Source organism: Candidatus Solirubrobacter pratensis, from assembly GCF_000425945.1.
In the GTDB taxonomy this organism is placed as follows: domain Bacteria; phylum Actinomycetota; class Thermoleophilia; order Solirubrobacterales; family Solirubrobacteraceae; genus Solirubrobacter; species Solirubrobacter pratensis.
Map to the genome: position 1 here is coordinate 190,947 of NZ_AUEK01000003.1, position 17,438 is coordinate 208,384.

20 protein-coding genes and 1 tRNA gene are annotated in these 17,438 nt (G+C 71.3%); 11 read left to right on the plus strand and 10 right to left on the minus strand.

The window, feature by feature from the left end:
• The first annotated feature begins 25 nt into the window (after window positions 1–25).
• The 4 genes from H958_RS42500 to H958_RS0100965 all read left to right on the plus strand — a co-directional run bounded on the left by H958_RS42500 (window position 26) and on the right by H958_RS0100965 (window position 2,904).
• Window positions 26–610 (plus strand): TlpA family protein disulfide reductase, encoded by a 585-nt coding sequence (locus H958_RS42500; RefSeq protein WP_051323652.1) that lies wholly within the window; start codon window positions 26–28, stop codon window positions 608–610.
• On the plus strand, window positions 611–1,591 hold the full coding sequence (locus H958_RS42505) for a galactose-1-phosphate uridylyltransferase (protein ID WP_051323653.1): 981 nt from the start codon (window positions 611–613) through the stop codon (window positions 1,589–1,591).
• 100 nt (window positions 1,592–1,691) lie between these two features.
• The gene (dtd, locus tag H958_RS0100960; RefSeq protein ID WP_028057289.1) at window positions 1,692–2,111 is read left to right on the plus strand and encodes a D-aminoacyl-tRNA deacylase; all 420 of its coding nucleotides are present in this window, start codon (window positions 1,692–1,694) and stop codon (window positions 2,109–2,111) included.
• Between the two features lie 175 nt (window positions 2,112–2,286).
• Window positions 2,287–2,904 (plus strand): hypothetical protein, encoded by a 618-nt coding sequence (locus H958_RS0100965; RefSeq protein ID WP_028057290.1) that lies wholly within the window; start codon window positions 2,287–2,289, stop codon window positions 2,902–2,904.
• A gap of 78 nt (window positions 2,905–2,982) precedes the next feature.
• Here the strand turns inward: H958_RS0100965 and H958_RS0100970 are convergent, their stop codons facing one another.
• Entirely contained in the window at window positions 2,983–3,567 is a 585-nt protein-coding gene (locus H958_RS0100970) for an ATP-dependent Clp protease proteolytic subunit (protein ID WP_028057291.1), read from the minus strand.
• Between the two features lie 102 nt (window positions 3,568–3,669).
• Here H958_RS0100970 and H958_RS0100975 point away from each other — a divergent pair, with 102 nt between their 5' ends.
• Genes H958_RS0100975 through H958_RS42510 form a run of 4 tightly spaced genes read left to right on the plus strand, consistent with a single transcriptional unit; the run spans window position 3,670 to window position 5,722 of the window.
• Window positions 3,670–4,032, plus strand: coding sequence for an SRPBCC family protein (locus H958_RS0100975; protein WP_196807150.1), 363 nt, complete (start codon window positions 3,670–3,672; stop codon window positions 4,030–4,032).
• A complete protein-coding gene (locus H958_RS0100980; RefSeq protein WP_028057293.1) occupies window positions 4,020–4,331 on the plus strand; it encodes an ArsR/SmtB family transcription factor in 312 nt (103 codons plus the stop codon). Before H958_RS0100975 ends, H958_RS0100980 begins: the two co-directional genes overlap by 13 nt.
• A gap of 9 nt (window positions 4,332–4,340) precedes the next feature.
• Entirely contained in the window at window positions 4,341–5,069 is a 729-nt protein-coding gene (locus H958_RS0100985) for an SDR family oxidoreductase (protein WP_028057294.1), read from the plus strand.
• Window positions 5,066–5,722: a Clp protease N-terminal domain-containing protein gene (locus H958_RS42510; protein ID WP_051323654.1), complete on the plus strand. Its 657-nt coding sequence runs from the start codon at window positions 5,066–5,068 to the stop codon at window positions 5,720–5,722. The genes H958_RS0100985 and H958_RS42510 overlap by 4 nt, the downstream gene beginning before the upstream one ends.
• Here H958_RS42510 and H958_RS34050 read toward each other — a convergent pair.
• The 6 genes from H958_RS34050 to H958_RS42515 form a co-directional block, all read right to left on the minus strand.
• On the minus strand, window positions 5,719–6,789 hold the full coding sequence (locus H958_RS34050) for an ABC transporter ATP-binding protein (protein ID WP_051323655.1): 1,071 nt from the start codon (window positions 6,787–6,789) through the stop codon (window positions 5,719–5,721). The genes H958_RS42510 and H958_RS34050 overlap by 4 nt on opposite strands.
• A gap of 1 nt (window position 6,790) precedes the next feature.
• Complete coding sequence (locus tag H958_RS0101000) at window positions 6,791–7,855, minus strand: ABC transporter ATP-binding protein (protein ID WP_028057295.1); 1,065 nt, start codon at window positions 7,853–7,855, stop codon at window positions 6,791–6,793.
• Complete coding sequence (locus H958_RS0101005; protein ID WP_028057296.1) at window positions 7,856–8,827, minus strand: ABC transporter permease; 972 nt, start codon at window positions 8,825–8,827, stop codon at window positions 7,856–7,858. It abuts the gene before it with no gap.
• The gene (locus tag H958_RS0101010; protein ID WP_037408789.1) at window positions 8,828–9,823 is read right to left on the minus strand and encodes an ABC transporter permease; all 996 of its coding nucleotides are present in this window, start codon (window positions 9,821–9,823) and stop codon (window positions 8,828–8,830) included. It lies immediately after the preceding gene.
• A 132-nt stretch (window positions 9,824–9,955) separates the two neighbouring features.
• Window positions 9,956–10,027: transfer RNA gene (locus tag H958_RS0101015), tRNA-Arg, on the minus strand.
• A complete protein-coding gene (locus tag H958_RS42515; RefSeq protein ID WP_028057298.1) occupies window positions 10,018–10,584 on the minus strand; it encodes an orotate phosphoribosyltransferase in 567 nt (188 codons plus the stop codon). The genes H958_RS0101015 and H958_RS42515 overlap by 10 nt, the downstream gene beginning before the upstream one ends.
• Before the next feature lie 126 nt (window positions 10,585–10,710).
• Here H958_RS42515 and H958_RS0101025 point away from each other — a divergent pair, with 126 nt between their 5' ends.
• Window positions 10,711–11,838, plus strand: a complete 1,128-nt coding sequence (locus H958_RS0101025; protein WP_028057299.1) for a carboxylate-amine ligase — start codon at window positions 10,711–10,713, stop codon at window positions 11,836–11,838.
• Here H958_RS0101025 and H958_RS42520 read toward each other — a convergent pair.
• The 3 genes from H958_RS42520 to H958_RS42525 are packed head-to-tail and all read right to left on the minus strand — an operon-like array spanning window position 11,796 to window position 14,334.
• Window positions 11,796–12,785, minus strand: coding sequence for a L,D-transpeptidase family protein (locus H958_RS42520; protein ID WP_028057300.1), 990 nt, complete (start codon window positions 12,783–12,785; stop codon window positions 11,796–11,798). The two genes, H958_RS0101025 and H958_RS42520, sit on opposite strands and share 43 nt — an antisense overlap.
• Window positions 12,782–13,648, minus strand: a complete 867-nt coding sequence (locus H958_RS0101035) for a CPBP family intramembrane glutamic endopeptidase (RefSeq protein ID WP_028057301.1) — start codon at window positions 13,646–13,648, stop codon at window positions 12,782–12,784. The genes H958_RS42520 and H958_RS0101035 overlap by 4 nt, the downstream gene beginning before the upstream one ends.
• Window positions 13,645–14,334 carry an HAD family hydrolase gene (locus H958_RS42525; RefSeq protein WP_051323656.1) on the minus strand — a complete coding sequence of 230 codons (690 nt, stop codon included), beginning with the start codon at window positions 14,332–14,334 and terminating at the stop codon, window positions 13,645–13,647. The genes H958_RS0101035 and H958_RS42525 overlap by 4 nt, the downstream gene beginning before the upstream one ends.
• On the opposite strand from H958_RS42525, the gene H958_RS0101045 reads away from it, so the two are divergent.
• Both H958_RS0101045 and H958_RS34075 read left to right on the plus strand, forming a co-directional pair.
• Entirely contained in the window at window positions 14,333–15,109 is a 777-nt protein-coding gene (locus H958_RS0101045; protein ID WP_028057302.1) for a mechanosensitive ion channel family protein, read from the plus strand. The genes H958_RS42525 and H958_RS0101045 overlap by 2 nt on opposite strands.
• A 39-nt stretch (window positions 15,110–15,148) precedes the next feature.
• Complete coding sequence (locus H958_RS34075) at window positions 15,149–17,341, plus strand: transglycosylase domain-containing protein (protein WP_051323657.1); 2,193 nt, start codon at window positions 15,149–15,151, stop codon at window positions 17,339–17,341.
• The last annotated feature ends 97 nt before the right edge of the window (window positions 17,342–17,438 follow it).

The following is a 17,438-nucleotide window of genomic DNA, read 5'->3' on the forward strand; positions in this document are numbered from 1 at the left end:
CCCTCCATGTGGCAACCTTGGCGGCATGCGCCGCCTGATCGTCGTCGTCGCCGCCATCGCCGTGGTCGCCGTGGTTGTCATCGGACTGACCCAGGCCAGCAGCGGCGGGACCCAAGGCGACGACGCGTCGAAGTTCGACCTGCCGGCCGCCAAGCGCAAGCTCGCGGCGGCTCCCGCCCCGCTCGACGGCCTCTACGCGCAGGCCAACGAGCTGATCGGCGGCGGCACGAGCGCGTTCGACGCGCGGCTCGCGGAGCTGAGGGGCCACCCGCTGGTGATCAACAAGTGGGCCTCGTGGTGCGGTCCGTGCCAGGCGGAGTTCTCGATCTTCCAGAACGTCGCCGAGGCGCGCGGCGCGAGCGTCGGCTTCCTCGGCCTCAACGTCAGCGACACCGATTCGCACGCCCGCGGCTTCCTCGCCAAGCGCCCGCTGCCGTTCCCGTCCTACGTCGATCCCGACGAGAAGCTGACGGCGTCGCTGAAGGCGCCGCAGAAGGTCGCCCCGATCACGATCTTCCTGGACAGCGACGGGAAGGTCGCCACCTTCCACAGCGGGGCGTACACGTCTGAGGCGAAGCTCAACGCCGACATCGACCGGTACCTGCGTTAGATGCCGCAGGTGCGCGTCGACCCGCTCACGGGTCTGAAGACGATCATCGCCGGCGACCGCGCCGACCGTCCCGGCGGCGGCTTCGAGGTGCCGCCCGACGCGCCGATCGATCCGGAGAGGGATCCGTTCCTCGAAGGCCACGAGGACCGCACGCCGCCCGAGGTCTATGCCGTGCGCGCGAACGGGAGCGCGCCCGACACGCCGGGCTGGACGGTGCGCGTCGTCCCGAACCTGTACCCCGCGCTCGACCCGGACGCGGCGACGCCGGAGCGTCACGCCGAGCCGGACCTCTTCACCGCGCAGCCGGCGCACGGCGCGCACGAGGTCATCATCAACGCCCCCGAGCCGGTCTCGTGCATGGCGTCGTTGTCCGAGCGGCAGTTCGCCGCCGCCGTCGAGGCGTGGCGGGAGCGGATGCGCGCGCACGCCGGCGCGATGTGCCGGCACCTGATCGTCAACGAGCGCAAGGAGGCGGGCGCCTCGCTCCCGCACACGCATGCGCAGCTGTATGCGATGGACTTCGTCCCCGCGGCCGTCGCCCGCGAGCGCGAGCGCTTCGGCGCCTACGCGGTCCGGACGATGGGCGGCAACCTGCTCGCCGACCTCGTCCAGGCGGAGGTGCGCGAGCGCTCGCGGATCGTGGCGATCGACGACGAGGCGGTGCTGATGGCGCCGTACGCCTCGCGCGTCCCGTATCACCTGATGCTCGCGCCGCGGCGTCCGGCGGCGCGCTTCGAGGACGACGGCCCGTCGGGCGCCGCGCTCCTGCACGACGCGCTGCGCCGCCTGCGCGCCCTGCTCGGCGCGAGCCCGCCGCTGAACCTGTGGGTCCGCACCGCGCCCGCGGGGGCGGAGCACTTCTGCTGGCGGATCGAGATCCAGCCGCGGCTGACGCACCTGGCCGGCCTCGAGCTGGGCACCGGCGTGAACCTGTGCATCTGGCCGCCAGAGCGTGCGGCGGCAGAGCTCAGGGGCCTGTGATCGGCGACGACTCGCAGCTGCCTCGGCCGCACGCCTCGTCACCGCTTCGCTCGGCGCTCGCGTCGCTCGGAGCAATCGCGCAGGGGGCGATTCTGAGCCCATGAGGGCTTTGGTGCAGCGCGTGTCGCGCGCGTCGGTCACGGTCGACGGCACCGTGACGGGGGCGATCGGGCCGGGGCTGCTCGTCCTGCTGGGCGTCACGCACGCCGACACGGAGGCCGACGCCGACCGGATCGCCGAGAGGATCCGCGCGCTGCGGGTCTTCCCGGACGTCGAGGGCAGGATGAACGAGGCGCTCGGCGAGCGCGAGGTCCTCTGCATCTCGCAGTTCACGCTCTACGGCGACACGCGCAAGGGCAACCGCCCGGCCTACGTGCAGGCGGCGCGGCCGGAGGTCGCCGAGCCGCTCTACGAGCGCGTGTGCGAGCGGCTCGGCGCGCGGCGCGGCGTGTTCGGCGCGCACATGGACGTCGAGCTCGTCAACGACGGCCCGGTGACGGTCATGATCGAGGTTCCCTAGTGTCGCGAGTCGTAAGTTCGCTCGCGCATTGCGGGATGCATCGTCGTGGCCGGCGTTCGCCGGCGAGCTGGCTCGTACCGGGCGTACTTGCGAGCTCGCCGGCGGGCGTCAGGCGCGGCGAGGCGCCCGCAAGGTGCCCGCGAACTTCCGGCTCGGGACACTAGTCTCCCGGCCCATGCCGCCCGTAGAGCGCCCCGTCTGCCAGTTCGCCGCCGAGCCGCCGCAGTCGTCGCTGCCGCACGGCCGCTGGGCGGACACCCTCCAGCAGGAGTTCATGGCCGCGTGCCTGCGCGTCGAGCCCGAGGAGGGCGAGGAGATCGGCTCGCTCGGCACGATCACCTGGTTCCCCGACCGCACCTGGCACGGCCGCACCTACGTCCCCGCGACGGCGCGCACGTCGACCGGCATGGAGCTGTTCGGCTACGTCTCGTTCTCGCCCGGCGACGACGAGCACGACCCCGGCGACTTCTACGCCTGGGCCGACTACACGCCGGACACCGCCGACCAGCATCCCGACTGGCGGATGGACATCTCGCAGGAGGCGGTCGGCGGCTGGCGCGGCGACGGCGACGATGTGGCGGCCATGACGCTCGTGTGGGGCGTCCCGCTCGTGCGCGGCGGCAAGGTCGCGACGGCCGAGCTCGGCGCGCGCACCGTGGACCAGTGCGCGGTGACCGAGGACCGCTTCACGCTGCTCGCCCCCGACGCGTACGCCGACGAGTACATGGACGTCGTGCTGTGGGACGCGACCGGAGGCGAGCTGGCGCGCGAGTCGTTGTACGAGGAGGATTAAGGGTTTCGCCTCCAGTCGCCGGCCGTCGCGGGCGCGCGTCGCCGGTCGCGACCAGCGGGCTTGCTCCCTCCGGCGACGTTACACGCGCCCCTCGATGACCCGGTCGATCAGGCCGTAGTCCCGCGCCTCCACGGGCGTGAAGAACCGGTCGCGCTCGAGGTCGAGCGAGACCTGCTCCTGCGGCTTGCCGGTGTGCTCGGCGTAGATCTCCTCGATCCGCTCGCGCAGCGCGAGCGCCTCGCGGGCGTGGATCTGGATGTCGGTCGCCTGGCCCTGGAAGCCGCCTGACGGCTGGTGGATCAGGATCCGCGAGTTCGGCAGCGCGCTGCGCTTGCCGGCCGCGCCCCCGGCGAGGATCAGCGACCCCGCCGACATCGCGATCCCGCAGCAGATCGTCGCTACGTCGGGCTTGATGAACCGCATCGTGTCGTAGATCGCCAGGCCGGCGTAGACCACGCCGCCCGGCGAGTTGACGTACATCTGGATGTCCTTCTCGGGGTCCTCGGCCTCGAGGTGCAGCAGCTGCGCGACGACGAGGTTGGCGATGTCGTCGTCGATCTGCTGGCCGACGAACACGACGCGCTCACGCAGTAGTCGCGAGTAGATGTCGAACGAGCGCTCTCCGCGCGCGTCCTGCTGGACGACCATGGGGACTAGGGGCATGTCTTCTCCTGAGTCGCGAACTTTGGGTTGCCCTGACGCAACCCACTGGTTGCGCTTTCGATGATACTCTGAAACGCAACCCGTACGTTGCAGGAGGCGCCCGTGCCCGTCGTCAACCGCGAAGTCGTCCTTCCCGTCCCGCGCGAGCGTGCGTGGGAGCTGATCACCGAGCCCTCCGAGCTCGAGGGCTGGCTCGCCGACGAGGTCGAGTTCGAGCCCGAGGAGGACGCGCCGCTGCGCGTCGCGTGGGACTCCGGCGAGGAGCGCGAGGGCGTGGTGGAGGAGGTCGCCGACGGCGAGCGCATCGTCTTCCGCTGGGGCGACTCGCGTGTCGAGTGGATCCTCGAGGACCACCCCGCCGGCACCCGCTTCCTCGTCACCGAGCACCGCTACGCCGCCGACACGATCACCTGGGGGCCGCGCCTGATGGCGCTCTCCGGCGCCTCCATGCTGTGCCCGGCGTAGACGAGGTCTTCTCCGCGCTGTCGGACCCGACGCGCCGCGAGGTCCTGCGCAGCATCTCCGAGCGCCCGGAGCTGACCGCGTCGCGGCTCGCGGGCGAGCTTCCGATCACCCGCCAGGCGGTCGCCAAGCACCTCGCCGCGCTCCAGCGCGCCGGCCTCGTCGAGCCGCGCCGCGAGGGGCGCGAGACGCACTACGTGCTCACGCCCGCGCCGCTGGCGGAGGCGATGGACTGGATGGCCCAGGTGGGTGCGAGCTGGGACCAGCGCCTTGCACGCCTGGCCCAGCGCGCGCGAGGGTAGTCAGCCCTCATGCCCACCGCGCTCGTCACCGGCGCCGCAAGCGGGATCGGCCGCGCCGTCGCAGAGCACCTGCTGGACGGCGGGTACGACGTCCTCTCCGTCGACCTCAGAGACGACGGGCCGGGCACGCCGTACGCGGCCGACCTGACCACGCGCGAGGGCAACGCCGGTGCCGTGCAGGCCGCGCTCGACGCATTCGGCGGGCTCGACGTCGTCGTCGCGAACGCCGGCGTCCAGCACGTCGCGTCGGTGCGTGACTTCCCCGAGGACCGCTGGGACCAGATCGTCGCGCTGCTGCTGACGAGTCCGTTCCTGCTCGCCAAGCACGCGTGGGACGCGCTCGCCGCGTCGGGCTCCGGGCGCTTCATCGCGATCGCGTCCGCGCACGCGCTCGCCGCCTCGCCCTACAAGGCCGCGTACGTGTCGGCCAAGCACGGCGTGCTGGGCCTCGTGAAGACGCTCGCGCTCGAGGGCGCCGAGGCCGGCATCACCGCCACCGCGGTCTGCCCCGGCTACGTGCGCACGCCGCTCGTGGAGCGCCAGATCCCCGACCAGGCGAAGGCGTACGGCGTCTCCGAGGAGCGCGCGCTCGAGGAGGTGATCCTGCAACCGCACGCCATCAAGCGCCTGATCGAGCCCTCCGAGGTCGCCGAGGTCGTCGCGTTCCTCGCCGGCCCGAACGGGAGCGCGTTCTCCGGCGTGCCGGTGACGATGGATCTCGGCTGGACGGCACGGTGATCGAGGACCGGCTGACCGAGCTGCTGGAGCACGCCGTCAAGGCCGGCGACGCCGAGACGTCGCTGCACGCCCTCGCCGCGCTGCGGCGCGAGCTCGACGCCTTCGAGCGCGTCCAGGCCTGGCGCGCGCTGGAGGCCGGGAGCTCCTACGGCGCCGTCGCGCGCGCGCTCGGCATCTCGCGCCAGGCCGCGCACCGCCGCTACCGCGAGCTCGCGGACGCGGCCGAGCCGCCGACCGGCGCGCCGGCCCTGCGCGTGACGCCCGAGGCGCGCGCCGCCGTCCAGCTCGCCGGCGACGAGGCGAAGGCGCTCGGCGCGTCCCGGATCGGCTCCGAGCACCTGCTGCTCGGCATCCTGCGCGCGGGCGACCCGCGCGCCGCCGGCGCGCTGCGCCAGCACGGCGTCCGGCTGGAGGCGGCGCGGCTCGCCGCCCAGCCGACGCTCGTCGCCGACGAGGACGACGGCACGCCCGCGATCACGGCCTACGCGCGGCGCGTGTTCGGCGAGGCGATGCGCCAGGCGGCCGCCGACCGCCACGCGATCGACGTCGCCGACCTGCTCGCCGCCGCGCTGCGAGAACGCGGCGGCGGCGCGTGCCGGACGCTCGAGGCGCTCGGCGTCGACGCCGCCGCCATCCAGCGGGATCTGGCCTAGCCGCCGACGTTGCGCGCCGTGGGGACGCGCTCGAGCACCTCGGCGTCCGTCAGCGGGAAGTGGCAGGCGGCGACGTTGCCGCCCTCCTTGACCTCCAGCGGCGGATCCTCGCTGCGGCAGATCTCCTGCGCCTTCCAGCAGCGCGTGTGGAAGCGGCAACCGGACGGCGGGTTGGTCGGCGACGGCACGTCGCCGGTGAGCAGCTGGCGCTTCTTGGACGCGGCGAGCCGCGGATCCGGCACCGGCACGGCGGACATCAGCGCGCCCGTGTACGGCATCCGCGGGTGGGCGTACAGCTCGTCGGAGCTCGCCAGCTCGTAGATCTTGCCGAGGTACATCACCGCGACGCGGTCGCACATGTGGCGCACGACCGAGAGGTCGTGGGCGATGAAGATCAGCGTCAGGCCGAGGTCGCGCTGCAGGTCGCGCAGCAGGTTGAGCACCTGCGCCTGGATCGACACGTCGAGCGCCGAGACCGGCTCGTCGGCGACGATCACCTTCGGCTTGAGCGCGAGCGCGCGCGCCACGCCGATGCGCTGCCGCTGGCCGCCGGAGAACTCGTGCGGATAGCGGTTGTAGTGCTCGGGGTTGAGGCCGACGGTGTCCATCAGCTCCTGGACCGCGCGCTTGCGCTCCGCCTTGCCGCCGAGCTGCCCGTGGATGACGAACGGCTCGGCGATGATCGAGCCGACCGTCTTGCGCGGGTTCAGCGACGAGTACGGGTCCTGGAAGATCATCTGCATCTCGCGCCGCAGCGACTTCAGCTCGCCGCCGCGGACGTTCGCGATCTCCCGGCCCTCGAACTTGATCGAGCCGGCGGTGGGCTGCATCAGCCGCAGCAGCAGCCGCGCGGTGGTCGACTTGCCGCAGCCCGACTCGCCCACGAGGCCGAGCGTCTCGCCGCGCAGCACGTCGAAGGAGATGCCGTCGACGGCCTGCACCGCGCCCACCTGCCGGCGGAAGAAGCCGGCGTGGATCGGGAAGTGCTTGACGAGGTTGCGCACCTCCATGATCGGCTCGCCCGGCTGCGGCGCGCCTTCGCGCACCTCGATGGCGGTCTCGGCCATGTCAGGCCACCTCTTCTTCAGTGATGACGTCCTTGCGCGCCGCGTCGGGCGCGACGCCGCTGCGCAGCTCCTGCCAGAGCCGGCGGCGCACGTCGGAGGCCAGCAGGCAGGCGACCTTGTGGTCGGGGTGGGCCGGGACGGGGTCCAGCGTCGGGTCGACGTGCTTGTGCGCCTCGCGCACGTACGGGCAGCGGGGGTGGAACGAGCAGCCGCCGGGCAGGTTGATCAGCGACGGCGGGCGGCCCGCGATCGGCACCAGCTCCTCCCCGCGCGGCGCGTCCAGGCGCGGGATCGAGGACAGCAGGCCCCACGTGTAGGGATGCTCCGGCGCCGCGAAGATCGTGTCGGCGTCGGCCTTCTCCACGATCCGGCCGGCGTACATGACGGCGATCTCGTCGGCCATCTCGGCCACGACGCCGAGATCGTGCGTGATGACCACGACGGCGGTGTCGAACTCGCTCTGCAGGCGCTCGATCAGCTCGAGGATCTGCGCTTGGACCGTCACGTCCAGGGCCGTCGTCGGCTCGTCGGCGATCAGCAGCTTTGGGTCGTTGGCCAGCGCCATCGCGATCATCGCGCGCTGGCGCATGCCGCCGGAGAACTCGTGCGGGTAGGCGTCGGCGCGCTTGCGCGGCTCGGGGATCCCGACGAGGCCGAGCATCTCGACCGCGCGGTCCCACGCCTGCGCCTTGGACACCTCGCGATGCGCGCGGACGGCCTCGGCGATCTGCGTGCCGACCTTGTAGAAGGGGTGCAGCGACGACAGCGGGTCCTGGAAGATCATCGCGACGTCGTCGCCGCGGATGTTGCGGATCTCCTCGTCGGATGTCGTCAGCAGGTCCTTGCCGTCGAAGCGCACGCTGCCCGAGATGCGGGCGTTGCGGGCGCGGGTGAGCCCCATGACGGTGAGCGAGGAGACCGATTTGCCGGAGCCCGACTCGCCGACGATCCCGAGCGTCTGCCCGCGCTCGACCGTGTAGGAGATGCCGTCCACGGCCTTGACCAGGCCGTCGTCGGTCTCGAAGTGGACGCGGAGGTCTTCGACCTCCAGCAGCGGAGCGCTCATCTAGTACCTGACCCGCGGATCGATGAAGGCGTACAGGATGTCGACGACGAGGGACATGCACACGATGAAGAACGCGCCGAACAGCACGGTGCCCTGGATCACCGGCAGGTCCGACTGATTGATGGCGTCATAGGCATAGCGCCCGATGCCCTGGATGTTGAAGACCGTCTCGGTGAGGATGGCCCCGCCGAGCAGGATGCCGATGTCGAGGCCGAGCAGCGTGACGATCGGCGTGATCGCCGCGCGCACGCCGTGGCGGAAGATCACCCGCCGCTCCGAGAGCCCCTTGGCGCGTGCGGTGCGGATGTAGTCCTCCTGCAGCGTGTCGATCAGGTTCCCGCGCAGGAAGCGCGCGTAGACCGCCGCGAAGGAGGCCGCCAGCACGCACCACGGCATGATCAGCGCCTCACCCTTCTCGAGGATGCCCGACGCCTGCCCGTAGGCCGAGTTGCCCGGCAGCAGCTTGAACACGCCGATGTCGTCGGCGAACAGGTAGAGGGCCAGCAGGCCGAGGAAGTACACCGGCGCCGAGATGAAGATCAGCGCGACGCCCATCGCCAGGCGGTCGATCCAGCTGCCGGTCTTGACGGCCGAGATCATCCCGATCGGGATGCCGATCGCCAGCCAGAGGATCACGGCGCCGGCGGTGAGGAAGATCGTGTTGGGCAGCCGGTGCAGGATCTCCGGCAGCACCTGCGTGTTGTTCTGGTAGCTGAACCCGAAGTAGAAGCCGTTGTGACCGAGGAACGGCAGGATGTCGCCGATGTAGTTGATGAACTGCACCGGCTTGGGCTTGTCGAGCCCGAACTGGTGCCGGATCGCCTCGATCAGCTGGGGCGACGGCTGCCGTCCGGCGCGCAGCACGGCCGGGTCGCCCGACGGCAGCACGCTGAAGATCACGAACGTGATCAGCGTGATCATGAACAGCAGGAAGACGACCCAGACGAGGCGCCGTGCGATGTAGGCGGCCATCTACTTGGTCCTCGTGCCCTTGGGGTTCAGCGCGTCCTGCATGCCGTCGCCCACGAGGTTGAACGCCAGCACGGTGAGCAGCAGCGCGCAGCCCGGCGCGATCATGTACCACCACGCCGTGTTGAAGATGTTGGTCGCGTCGGCGAGCATCTGCCCCCACGACGCCTGCGGCGGCTGCACGCCCACGCCGAGGAACGAGAGCGCCGCCTCGAGCAGGATGTTGGCCGGGATGAACAGCGTCGTGTAGACGATGATCGGCGCGACGAGGTTCGGCAGGATCTCGCGGAAGATGATCCGCATGTTGGAGGCGCCGAGCGACTTGGACGCCTCGACGAACTCCTTCTCGCGCAGCGAGAGCACCTGGCCGCGGATGATGCGCGCGACATAGGGCGAGTTGGCGATCACGATGATCGTGATGACGACGCCGAGCCCGGGCTGGAGCTTGCCGCCGAAGCAGCCGTCCTTGCCCGAGCACGCCGACGCGAGGCCGAGCCCGAGCAGCAGCACGGGGAACGCGAGCAGGATGTCGACGGAGCGCGAGATGATCGTGTCGACCCAGCGGCGGTAGTAGCCGGCGATCATGCCCATCGTGACGCCGAGGATCACCGACAGGCCGGTGCCGATGAACGCGACCTTGAGCGAGACCTGAGCGCCGGCGAGCACGCGCGAGAAGACGTCGCGGCCGAGTTGGTCGACGCCGAAGATGTGGTCGGCGGTCGGCCCCTGCGGGAGCCCGAAGTCGTCCAGCGCCGCCGTCGACTGCACGTTGGGACCGGGCGCGCCGACGAGCTTGCGGATCGGGTCGGCGAGCACCGCGGCCACGATCAGCAGGAGGATGAAGATGCCCGCCGCGAGCGCCACCTTGTCCCTCCGGAAGCGGCGCCAGAACAACTGCAGCGGCGAGCGAGCCGCGACAGGCGCCTTCCCCGACACGATCTGATCGATCGCACTGTCCTCGGCGTGCAGCAGATCGCTGGCGCCTGTTCCCGTACTCATAAGGCCTCCTGGGCACGTCTCGCTGGCGGAGACGCGGTAATCCCTAGTTCCCCGAACTGCGCAAGAAACCTACTACTTGATGTCTGACTGACCCCGGACCCTGCGAGATCTCCCCTGGGAGATTCTCGCAAGTGCCCCCGGCAGGAATCGAACCTGCATCCCGCGCTTAGGAGGCGCGTGCTCTATCCATTGAGCTACGAGGGCTCAGCCTGCCGGTCGGGCCGGTCAGGATAGACATCGTCGATCGTGGCGAGAGCTTGATAGGGCGCGTTGTCACTTGCGCGGGCGATCGCGTCGGCGCCGCCGGAGAGCCGGTCGAGCACCGTGACGACGCCCACGACGTCGTACCCTTCGTCACGCACCGCCTGGATCGCCTTGACCGTCGAGCCGCCGGTCGTGACGACGTCCTCGACGATCAGGCAGCGCTCGCCCGCCCTCAAGGGCGGACCTTCGATCCGCCGCTGCAACCCGTGCGCCTTCGTCTCCTTTCGAACGAAGAACGCCTTCACGTCCGCGCCGCCGGCGAGCGCGGCGCAGGCGGGCGTGTCGGCGCCCATCGTGAGGCCGCCGACCGCGGTCGCCTCCCACCGGCGGGCGTAGCCGGCGACGAGCTCGGCGAGCGCGCCGAACCCGGCTGGGCGCAGGATCGCGCGCTTGGCATCGACGTAGTACTGCGCCGTGGCGCCGGATGTGAGCGTGACCTCTCCCACGATCAGCGCGTGGCGGCGCAGCTCCTCGATCAGCGTGTCTGTGGCTGACATCGGCGTGCACCCTAGTGCGCGCGCGAGCGCCCGGTTTGGCGCCGCGGCCGCCGATCCCGGTGCTCGCGTGGTCTTTTTTTCGCGCGTCCGCGTCAGAAACCTCGACCTTCATGCGACGATACTCATGTGATCCAGGCGTTCGGTCGTGAGGCCGACTTCGCGCTCGGCATCGAAGAGGAGCTCCTGCTCGTCGATGCCCGGACGCTGGGACTCGCGCACGTCGCGAGCGAGCTCATCGCAAGCGTCGAAGCGCCCGCCGGCGCGATCCAGCACGAGCTCTATGAGGCGCTCATCGAATGCTCCACCCCGGTGGTGCGCCACGTACCCGAGGGGATGGAGGCGCTCGCCGCGCTGCGCGAGGCGCTGAGCGAGGCCGGCGCGACGCTGATCGGGGCCGGCCTGCACCCCGGCGGCGCCTTCGGCGACGTCGTGCACGCCCCGACGCCACGCACCAGCGCGATCCGCGACTCCATGCGCGGGCTGGTCGAGCGCACGCCGACCGCCGCGCTGCATGCGCACGTCGGCATGCCGGATGCCGAGACGGCGATCGTGGTCTGCAACCGCCTGCGCTCCTACCTGCCGCTGCTCCAGGCGCTGGCGGCGAACTCGCCGTACTGGCACGGCGAGGACTCCGGCTTCGCGTCCGCGCGCTCGATCGTCTTCCGCGCCTTCCCGCGCTCCACCATCCCTCCCACGTTCGCGGGCTGGGAGCACTACGCGGACATCGTGCGCTGGTGCGTCGAGGCCGGCGACCTGCCGGACTACACGTACCTGTGGTGGGACCTGCGCCCGAGCCCGAACCTCGGGACCGTCGAGGTCCGCGCGATGGACGCGCAGAGCCGGCTGGAGTCGGTCGCCGGGCTCGCTGCGCTCGTGCACGCGTTGGCGCTCGCCTCGGCCGACGGCCACGAGGAGATCTCGCCGCCGTCGGAGGCGCTGATGGAGTCCTCCTTCCGCGCCGGGCGCGACGGCCTGGACGCGACCGTCTGGTGGCGCGACCGCCTGACGCCGGTGCGCGAGATCGCGCAGGACGTACTCGAGCTTGCGCGCCCGTACGCGCGCGAGCTCGACGGGGAGGACGCGCTCGAGGAGGTCGAGCGCATCGTCCGCGAGGGCGGCGGCGCGGACCGTATGCGCGAGGCCCACGCCGCCGGCGGGATGGAAGGCGTCCTCGCCCACCTCGCCCAGGAGACGGCGGGCGGGCGGGCCTTCTACTCCACCCAGACCACGTCGCCGAGCCGCACCCAGTTGTAGATCGTCCGCGCGTTCATGATCGGGACGCGCAGGCAGCCGTGGCTGGCGTTGTAGTTCGGCACCGAGACGTAGCCGTGGATGGCGTAGCCGCGGATGAAGTAGCTCGAGTCGACCATGCCCTTCGCGTTGGTCCCCGGCGTCTTCATGTAGACGTGGAAGCGGCCGCGCACGGTCGGCGTCGACGGCTTGCCGGAGGACGTGTGGTAGATCCGCACGACGGTCGCGCCGTCGATCAGCGCGAGCACCTGCTTGTCCAGGCGCGCCTCGACGTGATGGCCGTCCTGCGGGTGGCGGACCTTGAACGCGCCCTTGCCGGCGAGCAGGCCTGAGAACACCTGCTCGGACGCGATCGTGGTGCGCGCCATGCCGGTGTACTTGCGCCACGCCATGACCGCATCGGCGGTACCCGCGTCGAAGACGCCGTTACGCGGCACGGCGTAGCGGAGCGCGTCCAGCCTGGCCTGGAGCAGACGCACGAGCGGGCCGCGCGCGCCGGGCGCGGCGTAGGGCGCCAGCGCGGTGACGCGCAGCGTCTTGGCGACCGCGGTCCCGGCGAGCGGCGTTGCCCGGTGCGAGGCCCTGATCGTGAGCTTGCCCGGCTTGGCGGTCTTGACCTTCAGGACCACGACGCCGGCCGTGTTGCCCGCGACCGGCGTTGGTGTCAGTGCGCGAACCTGCAGCTTCCGCTTGCCGCGATAGACGCGGACGGTGACCTTCTCGCCGGCGACGTACGGCTTCATCACCACGCGGGCGGTGAACGAGTGGCCGGTGAGCGCCGTCGCTGTCGCCGGCAGGTCGGGCGCCGAGCTGGTCAGCGCGACGGCGGCCGGAGGCGGCGGCGCGGGCGCCGGGGCCGGCGGCGGCGTGGGCGCCGGAGGCGGCGTCTGGGCTGCCGCGGTGGCGGGATAGAGCAAGGCGAGGGCGGCGAGTGCCCCCGCGCGCCTCATGCAGTCACCGCCGGGCGCGACGAGACCGCGGTGGCAAGAGCGACGACGAGGCCGACGCTGCCGATCACGAGGGCCGCGTAGAGCCCCGCGTCGAGCGATTTCGTGTACCCGAAGGAGATCGAGTTGTTGAGTGCATGGAGGGCCATGCACGGAATAATGGACTGGGTGCGCCAGTAGAGGGCGCACAAGCAGACTCCCAACACGGCCAGCGCGATCAGCCCCACGGCGGGATTGGGGGCGTGGATGAGGCCGAAGATGCCGCCGGCGAGCAGCGCGCCCCAGCGCGGGCCCAGCTTGCGGGCGAACGTCGTGAAGAGCAGGCCGCGGAAGAAGATCTCCTCGCAGATCGGCGCCACCACGCACGTGAGCACGGCGAAGCCGAGCAGGATCGCGAGCGAGCCCTCGGCCTTGAGGTCCTTGACGATGTCCTGCTGGGGCTGGTGCGGGAACAGCTGCGACAGGAGCCCGGACGCCACCCAGTAGATGGCGTAGACGGCGACCGCGGTGAGGATCGCGCTGCGCCAGTCGACGATCCTCCGCAGCCCGACGTCGGCCGCCCGGACGCGGCCGAACACGAGCTTGAACGTCAGCACCGCGGCGAGCAGCAGGAACGCGTCCTGCACGACCGTGACGGCGAGGGTGAGCGACTCGGGCGGGTTGGAGCTGTCGATCGAGCTGTCGATCGAGGCCGCGATGCCGACGATCGCCGCGTAGAACGTGCCGACGACGATGAACACGACGCCCATGACCGCGAACGGCGCCCACAGCGGGATCGCGCGGGGCTCGGGCGGCGGGGGCTCCTCCGGCGGGGCCATGCCGTCGGGCAGCTCAGGCCTGGGCGGGAGGAACTCGGGGCGTGTCATCGCGACAACGCCAAGGGTATGAGCTCAGCTAAGGATTCGATCACGGTGACGCCGTCCGGCATCGCCGGCTCCTCATGGCGCGCGATCAGGACCGGTGTCAGCCCGGCGGCGAGCGCGCCGTCGACGTCCGCCGCGACGGTGTCACCCACGTGCCACGCGTCGCGCGTGCCCGCGAGCGCGAGCGCGGCCTCGAAGATCGCGCGCTCCGGCTTCGCGGCGCCGGCCTCGGCCGAGGCGACCGCGCCGTCGACGAGCGACGCGAGCCCCGTCTCGGCGAGGCGCTCGTGCAGCGAGTGGTCCCAGTTGGAGACGACGACGGTGCGGATCCCGGCCGCGCGCAGCGCCTGGAGCGCGGGCGCCGCATCCGGGTAGGCGAAGAAGCGCAGTGCGTCCAGCAGCGCCTCGGTGAGCAGCTCCGTGCTCGCGTGGACCGGCAGCGCGGGGCGCATGGCGTCCGCGCAGCGCGCGCGCAGGTCCGCCAGCGCGGCCGCGTCGCGGCCCTCGTGCAGGTGGACGCGGTAGTAGGAGATCTCGGCGCGGATCGCCGCCTCGGCCGCCGCGGCGCCGACGTCGATGCCGAGCCGCTCGCGCAGCGCGAGCCGCAGTCGCGGCGCGGGCGGCTCGAAGGAGATCAGCGTGCCGAGCGCGTCGAGCAGGACGGCCCGGGGGGTACTGTGCGCGGCCATGCGTGCCCCGGATCCTCGCATCGCCGAGTCGCTCTGGCACCGGGAGTGGTTCAGCGCGGCGCTCTCGCTCGCGGTCGCGTTCGCGATCGCGACGGCGTTCGACCGGGTGCTGCGCGGGCGGATCGTGCGGGTGGCCGCCCAGCGCACCGGCATCTCGCGCGAGGCGGACACGCGCCTGCGCTTCGTGCGCCGGCTGATCTACGCGACGATCGTGCTGATCGGCGTCGCCGTCGCGCTCTCGTACTTCGCGAGCATCGGGCGGCTCGCCGCGAGCCTCCTGGCGTCGGGCGCGATCGCCGCCGCCGTGGTCGGCTTCGCCGCGCGCCAGGTGCTCGCGAACTTCGTCGCCGGCATCATGCTCGCGATCACGCAACCCCTGCGCGTCGGGGACTGGGTGACGTTCGAGGGCAACTACGGCGTCGTCGAGGACGTGCGCCTGAACTACACGATCCTGCGCACGCTGTCCGACCAGCGCGTCGTGATCCCGAACGAGCGGCTCGCGTCGGGCGTGCTGCGCAACGACACGCTCGCGATCGACCGCGTCGCGCTCGACGTCGCCGTCTGGCTGCCGCCGGAGGCCGACGCAGAGCGGGCGATCGAGGTGCTGCGCGACGAGACCGGGCAGGAGGCGAGCGTCGCCGAGATCGAGCCGTGGGGCGTGCGGCTGGCGGTCGGCGGCGACCCCGTCCCGCCGCCGCAGAAGGCCGCGCGCGAGGCCGAGTTGCGGCGAATGTGCCTGAGGCGGTTGCGCGACGAAGGATTGCTAACCGTGTAGAGGAGCCGCGAACCGAGTCTAGAATCGGGAATTCGGCCTATGAGCCATTCCTCGCGCATCAAGAAGCGCCAGCGCGGCGCTGGACCGGGCCGATACGTCCTCTTCGGCGTGCTGCTCGTGCTCCTGGCTGGCGCTATCGCGGGCGCGAGCGCCGTCGCGTGGGTGCTGCACGCGGCCAACGAGGCGGAGCCGCTCTCCTCGCTCAAGCGCAAGGAGGTCGGCTCGATCTCCACGATCTACGCCGCCGACGGCACGCGGCTCGCGTTCATCCAGGCCGACGACCTGCGCGTCCCCGTCGACAGCGGCGACATCCCGAACGTGCTCAAGCAGGCCACGGTCGCGATCGAGGACGAGCGCTTCTACAAGCACAAGGGCGTCGACTACGAGGGCCTCGCGCGCGCGGCGGTGAAGAACGTCACGTCGAAGAAGACGGTGCAGGGCGGCTCGACGCTGACGATGCAGCTGGTCCGCAATCTCTACACGCAGAACTACCAGCGGACAGGCATCGAGGGCGTCAAGCGCAAGCTGCAGGAGGCCAAGCTCGCGCGCGACCTCGAGAAGAGCCACTCGAAGAACTGGGTGCTTTCGACCTACATCAACACGGTCCCCTACGGCACCGTCGGCGGCCAGTCGGCGATCGGCGTGGGCGCCGCAGCGCGGATGTACTTCAACAAGAGCGCCAAGGACCTCACGCTCAGCCAAGCCGCGATGCTCGCCGGCATGCCGCAGGCGCCGTCGGAGTACTCGCCGGTGCTCAACCCCGAGGGCACCAAGACGCGCCGCAACGAGGTGCTCGGCAAGATGGCCGAGCTCGGGATGATCAGCCGCGAGACCGCGCGCACCGCGCAGGCCAAGGACCTCGGGCTGCACATGGACAAGTACTTCCGCAAGGCGCGCGAGCGCTTCTTCGTCGACTACATCACGTCCGAGCTCAACAAGGAGTACGGCGCCGCGACCGTCAAGCTCGGCGGGCTGAAGGTCTACACGACGATCGACCTCAAGAAGCAGCAGGAGGCGCGCGCCGCGATCAAGTCGCAGCTCGCCGACGCGGGTCCCTCGTCGGCGATCGTCTCGATCGATCCCAAGAACGGCGACATCGTCGCGATGGCGTCATCGGCCGATTACGGCAAGTCGGTCTTCAACCTCGCCGCCCAGGGTCACCGGCAGCCCGGCTCCGTGTTCAAGGTCGTCACGCTCATGACCGCGCTGCGCGAAGGTGTGAACCCGGACACGACCCACTACGTCTCGCGCTCGCCGATCGAGCTCACGAGTCCGCCGTGCGGCTCGCCGGCCACGCCGTGGGAGGTCAAGACCTACGGCGGCAAGGGCGCGGGCGACCTCACGCTGCACGCCGCGACGCTGAAGTCCGACAACTCCGTCTACGCCCAGCTCGCGTCCGACCTCGGGCCCGACAAGGTCAAGGAGACGGCGCGCATGCTCGGCATCACCTCGCCGCTGCACGGCTTCTGCGCGGAGACGCTCGGCGGCCTCTCCAGGGGCGTCTCGCCGCTGGAGGTCGCCAACGCCTACGCGACGATCGCCGACGGCGGCTACCGCAACCGCCCCCGAGCGATCCGCAGGGTCGTGTTCCCCGACGGCCACTCCGAGCTGCCCAAGCGCTGGAGGGTCAAGCGCACGAAGGCGTTCGACGACGGCGTCACGTACGAGGCGACGAAGATCCTCAAGGACAACGTCCAGGCCGGCACGGGGACCAAGGCGCAGATCGGCTGCCCGGCGGGCGGCAAGACCGGGACGACCGACCACAACACCGACGCCTGGTTCGCCGGCTTCACGCCGCGGCTGTCGACCGCCGTGTGGGTCGGGTATCCGAAGGGCGGCACCTACATGAACACCCAGTTCTTCGGCGGCCCGGTCGACGGCGGCACGTTCCCCGCGCTGATCTGGGGCACGTACATGAAGCAGGCCGTCGGCAAGTACTGCGGCGACTTCTCCAAGCCGACGCAGCCGTTCGTCAGCCAGCCCTTCATGGGCCACTACGCCACCACCGGCCGCAACAGCGGCGACACGCAGGGCGCCACGACCGGCGCGCCTCAGTCGGCGCCCCAGGGCGGCCAGGGCGACAAGCAGGACAGCGGCGGCGGCAAGGGCAACGGCGGTGGCGGGAAGTCCCCGGCGACCAACGGCGGCACCACGTACAACCCCGATCAGTACGAGTCTCCGCCTCAAGGCGCGCCCGGCACGACCGGCGGGCAAACTTCGCCGGGCCAATAGCCTGGGCAGGCGCGCCCGCGACTGGTACAACTTGCGCCGTTGGGCCGCCGAGGGCGGCGGCAATGGTGGTATGCGGGAAGGCAGTGCCGGCAGCACC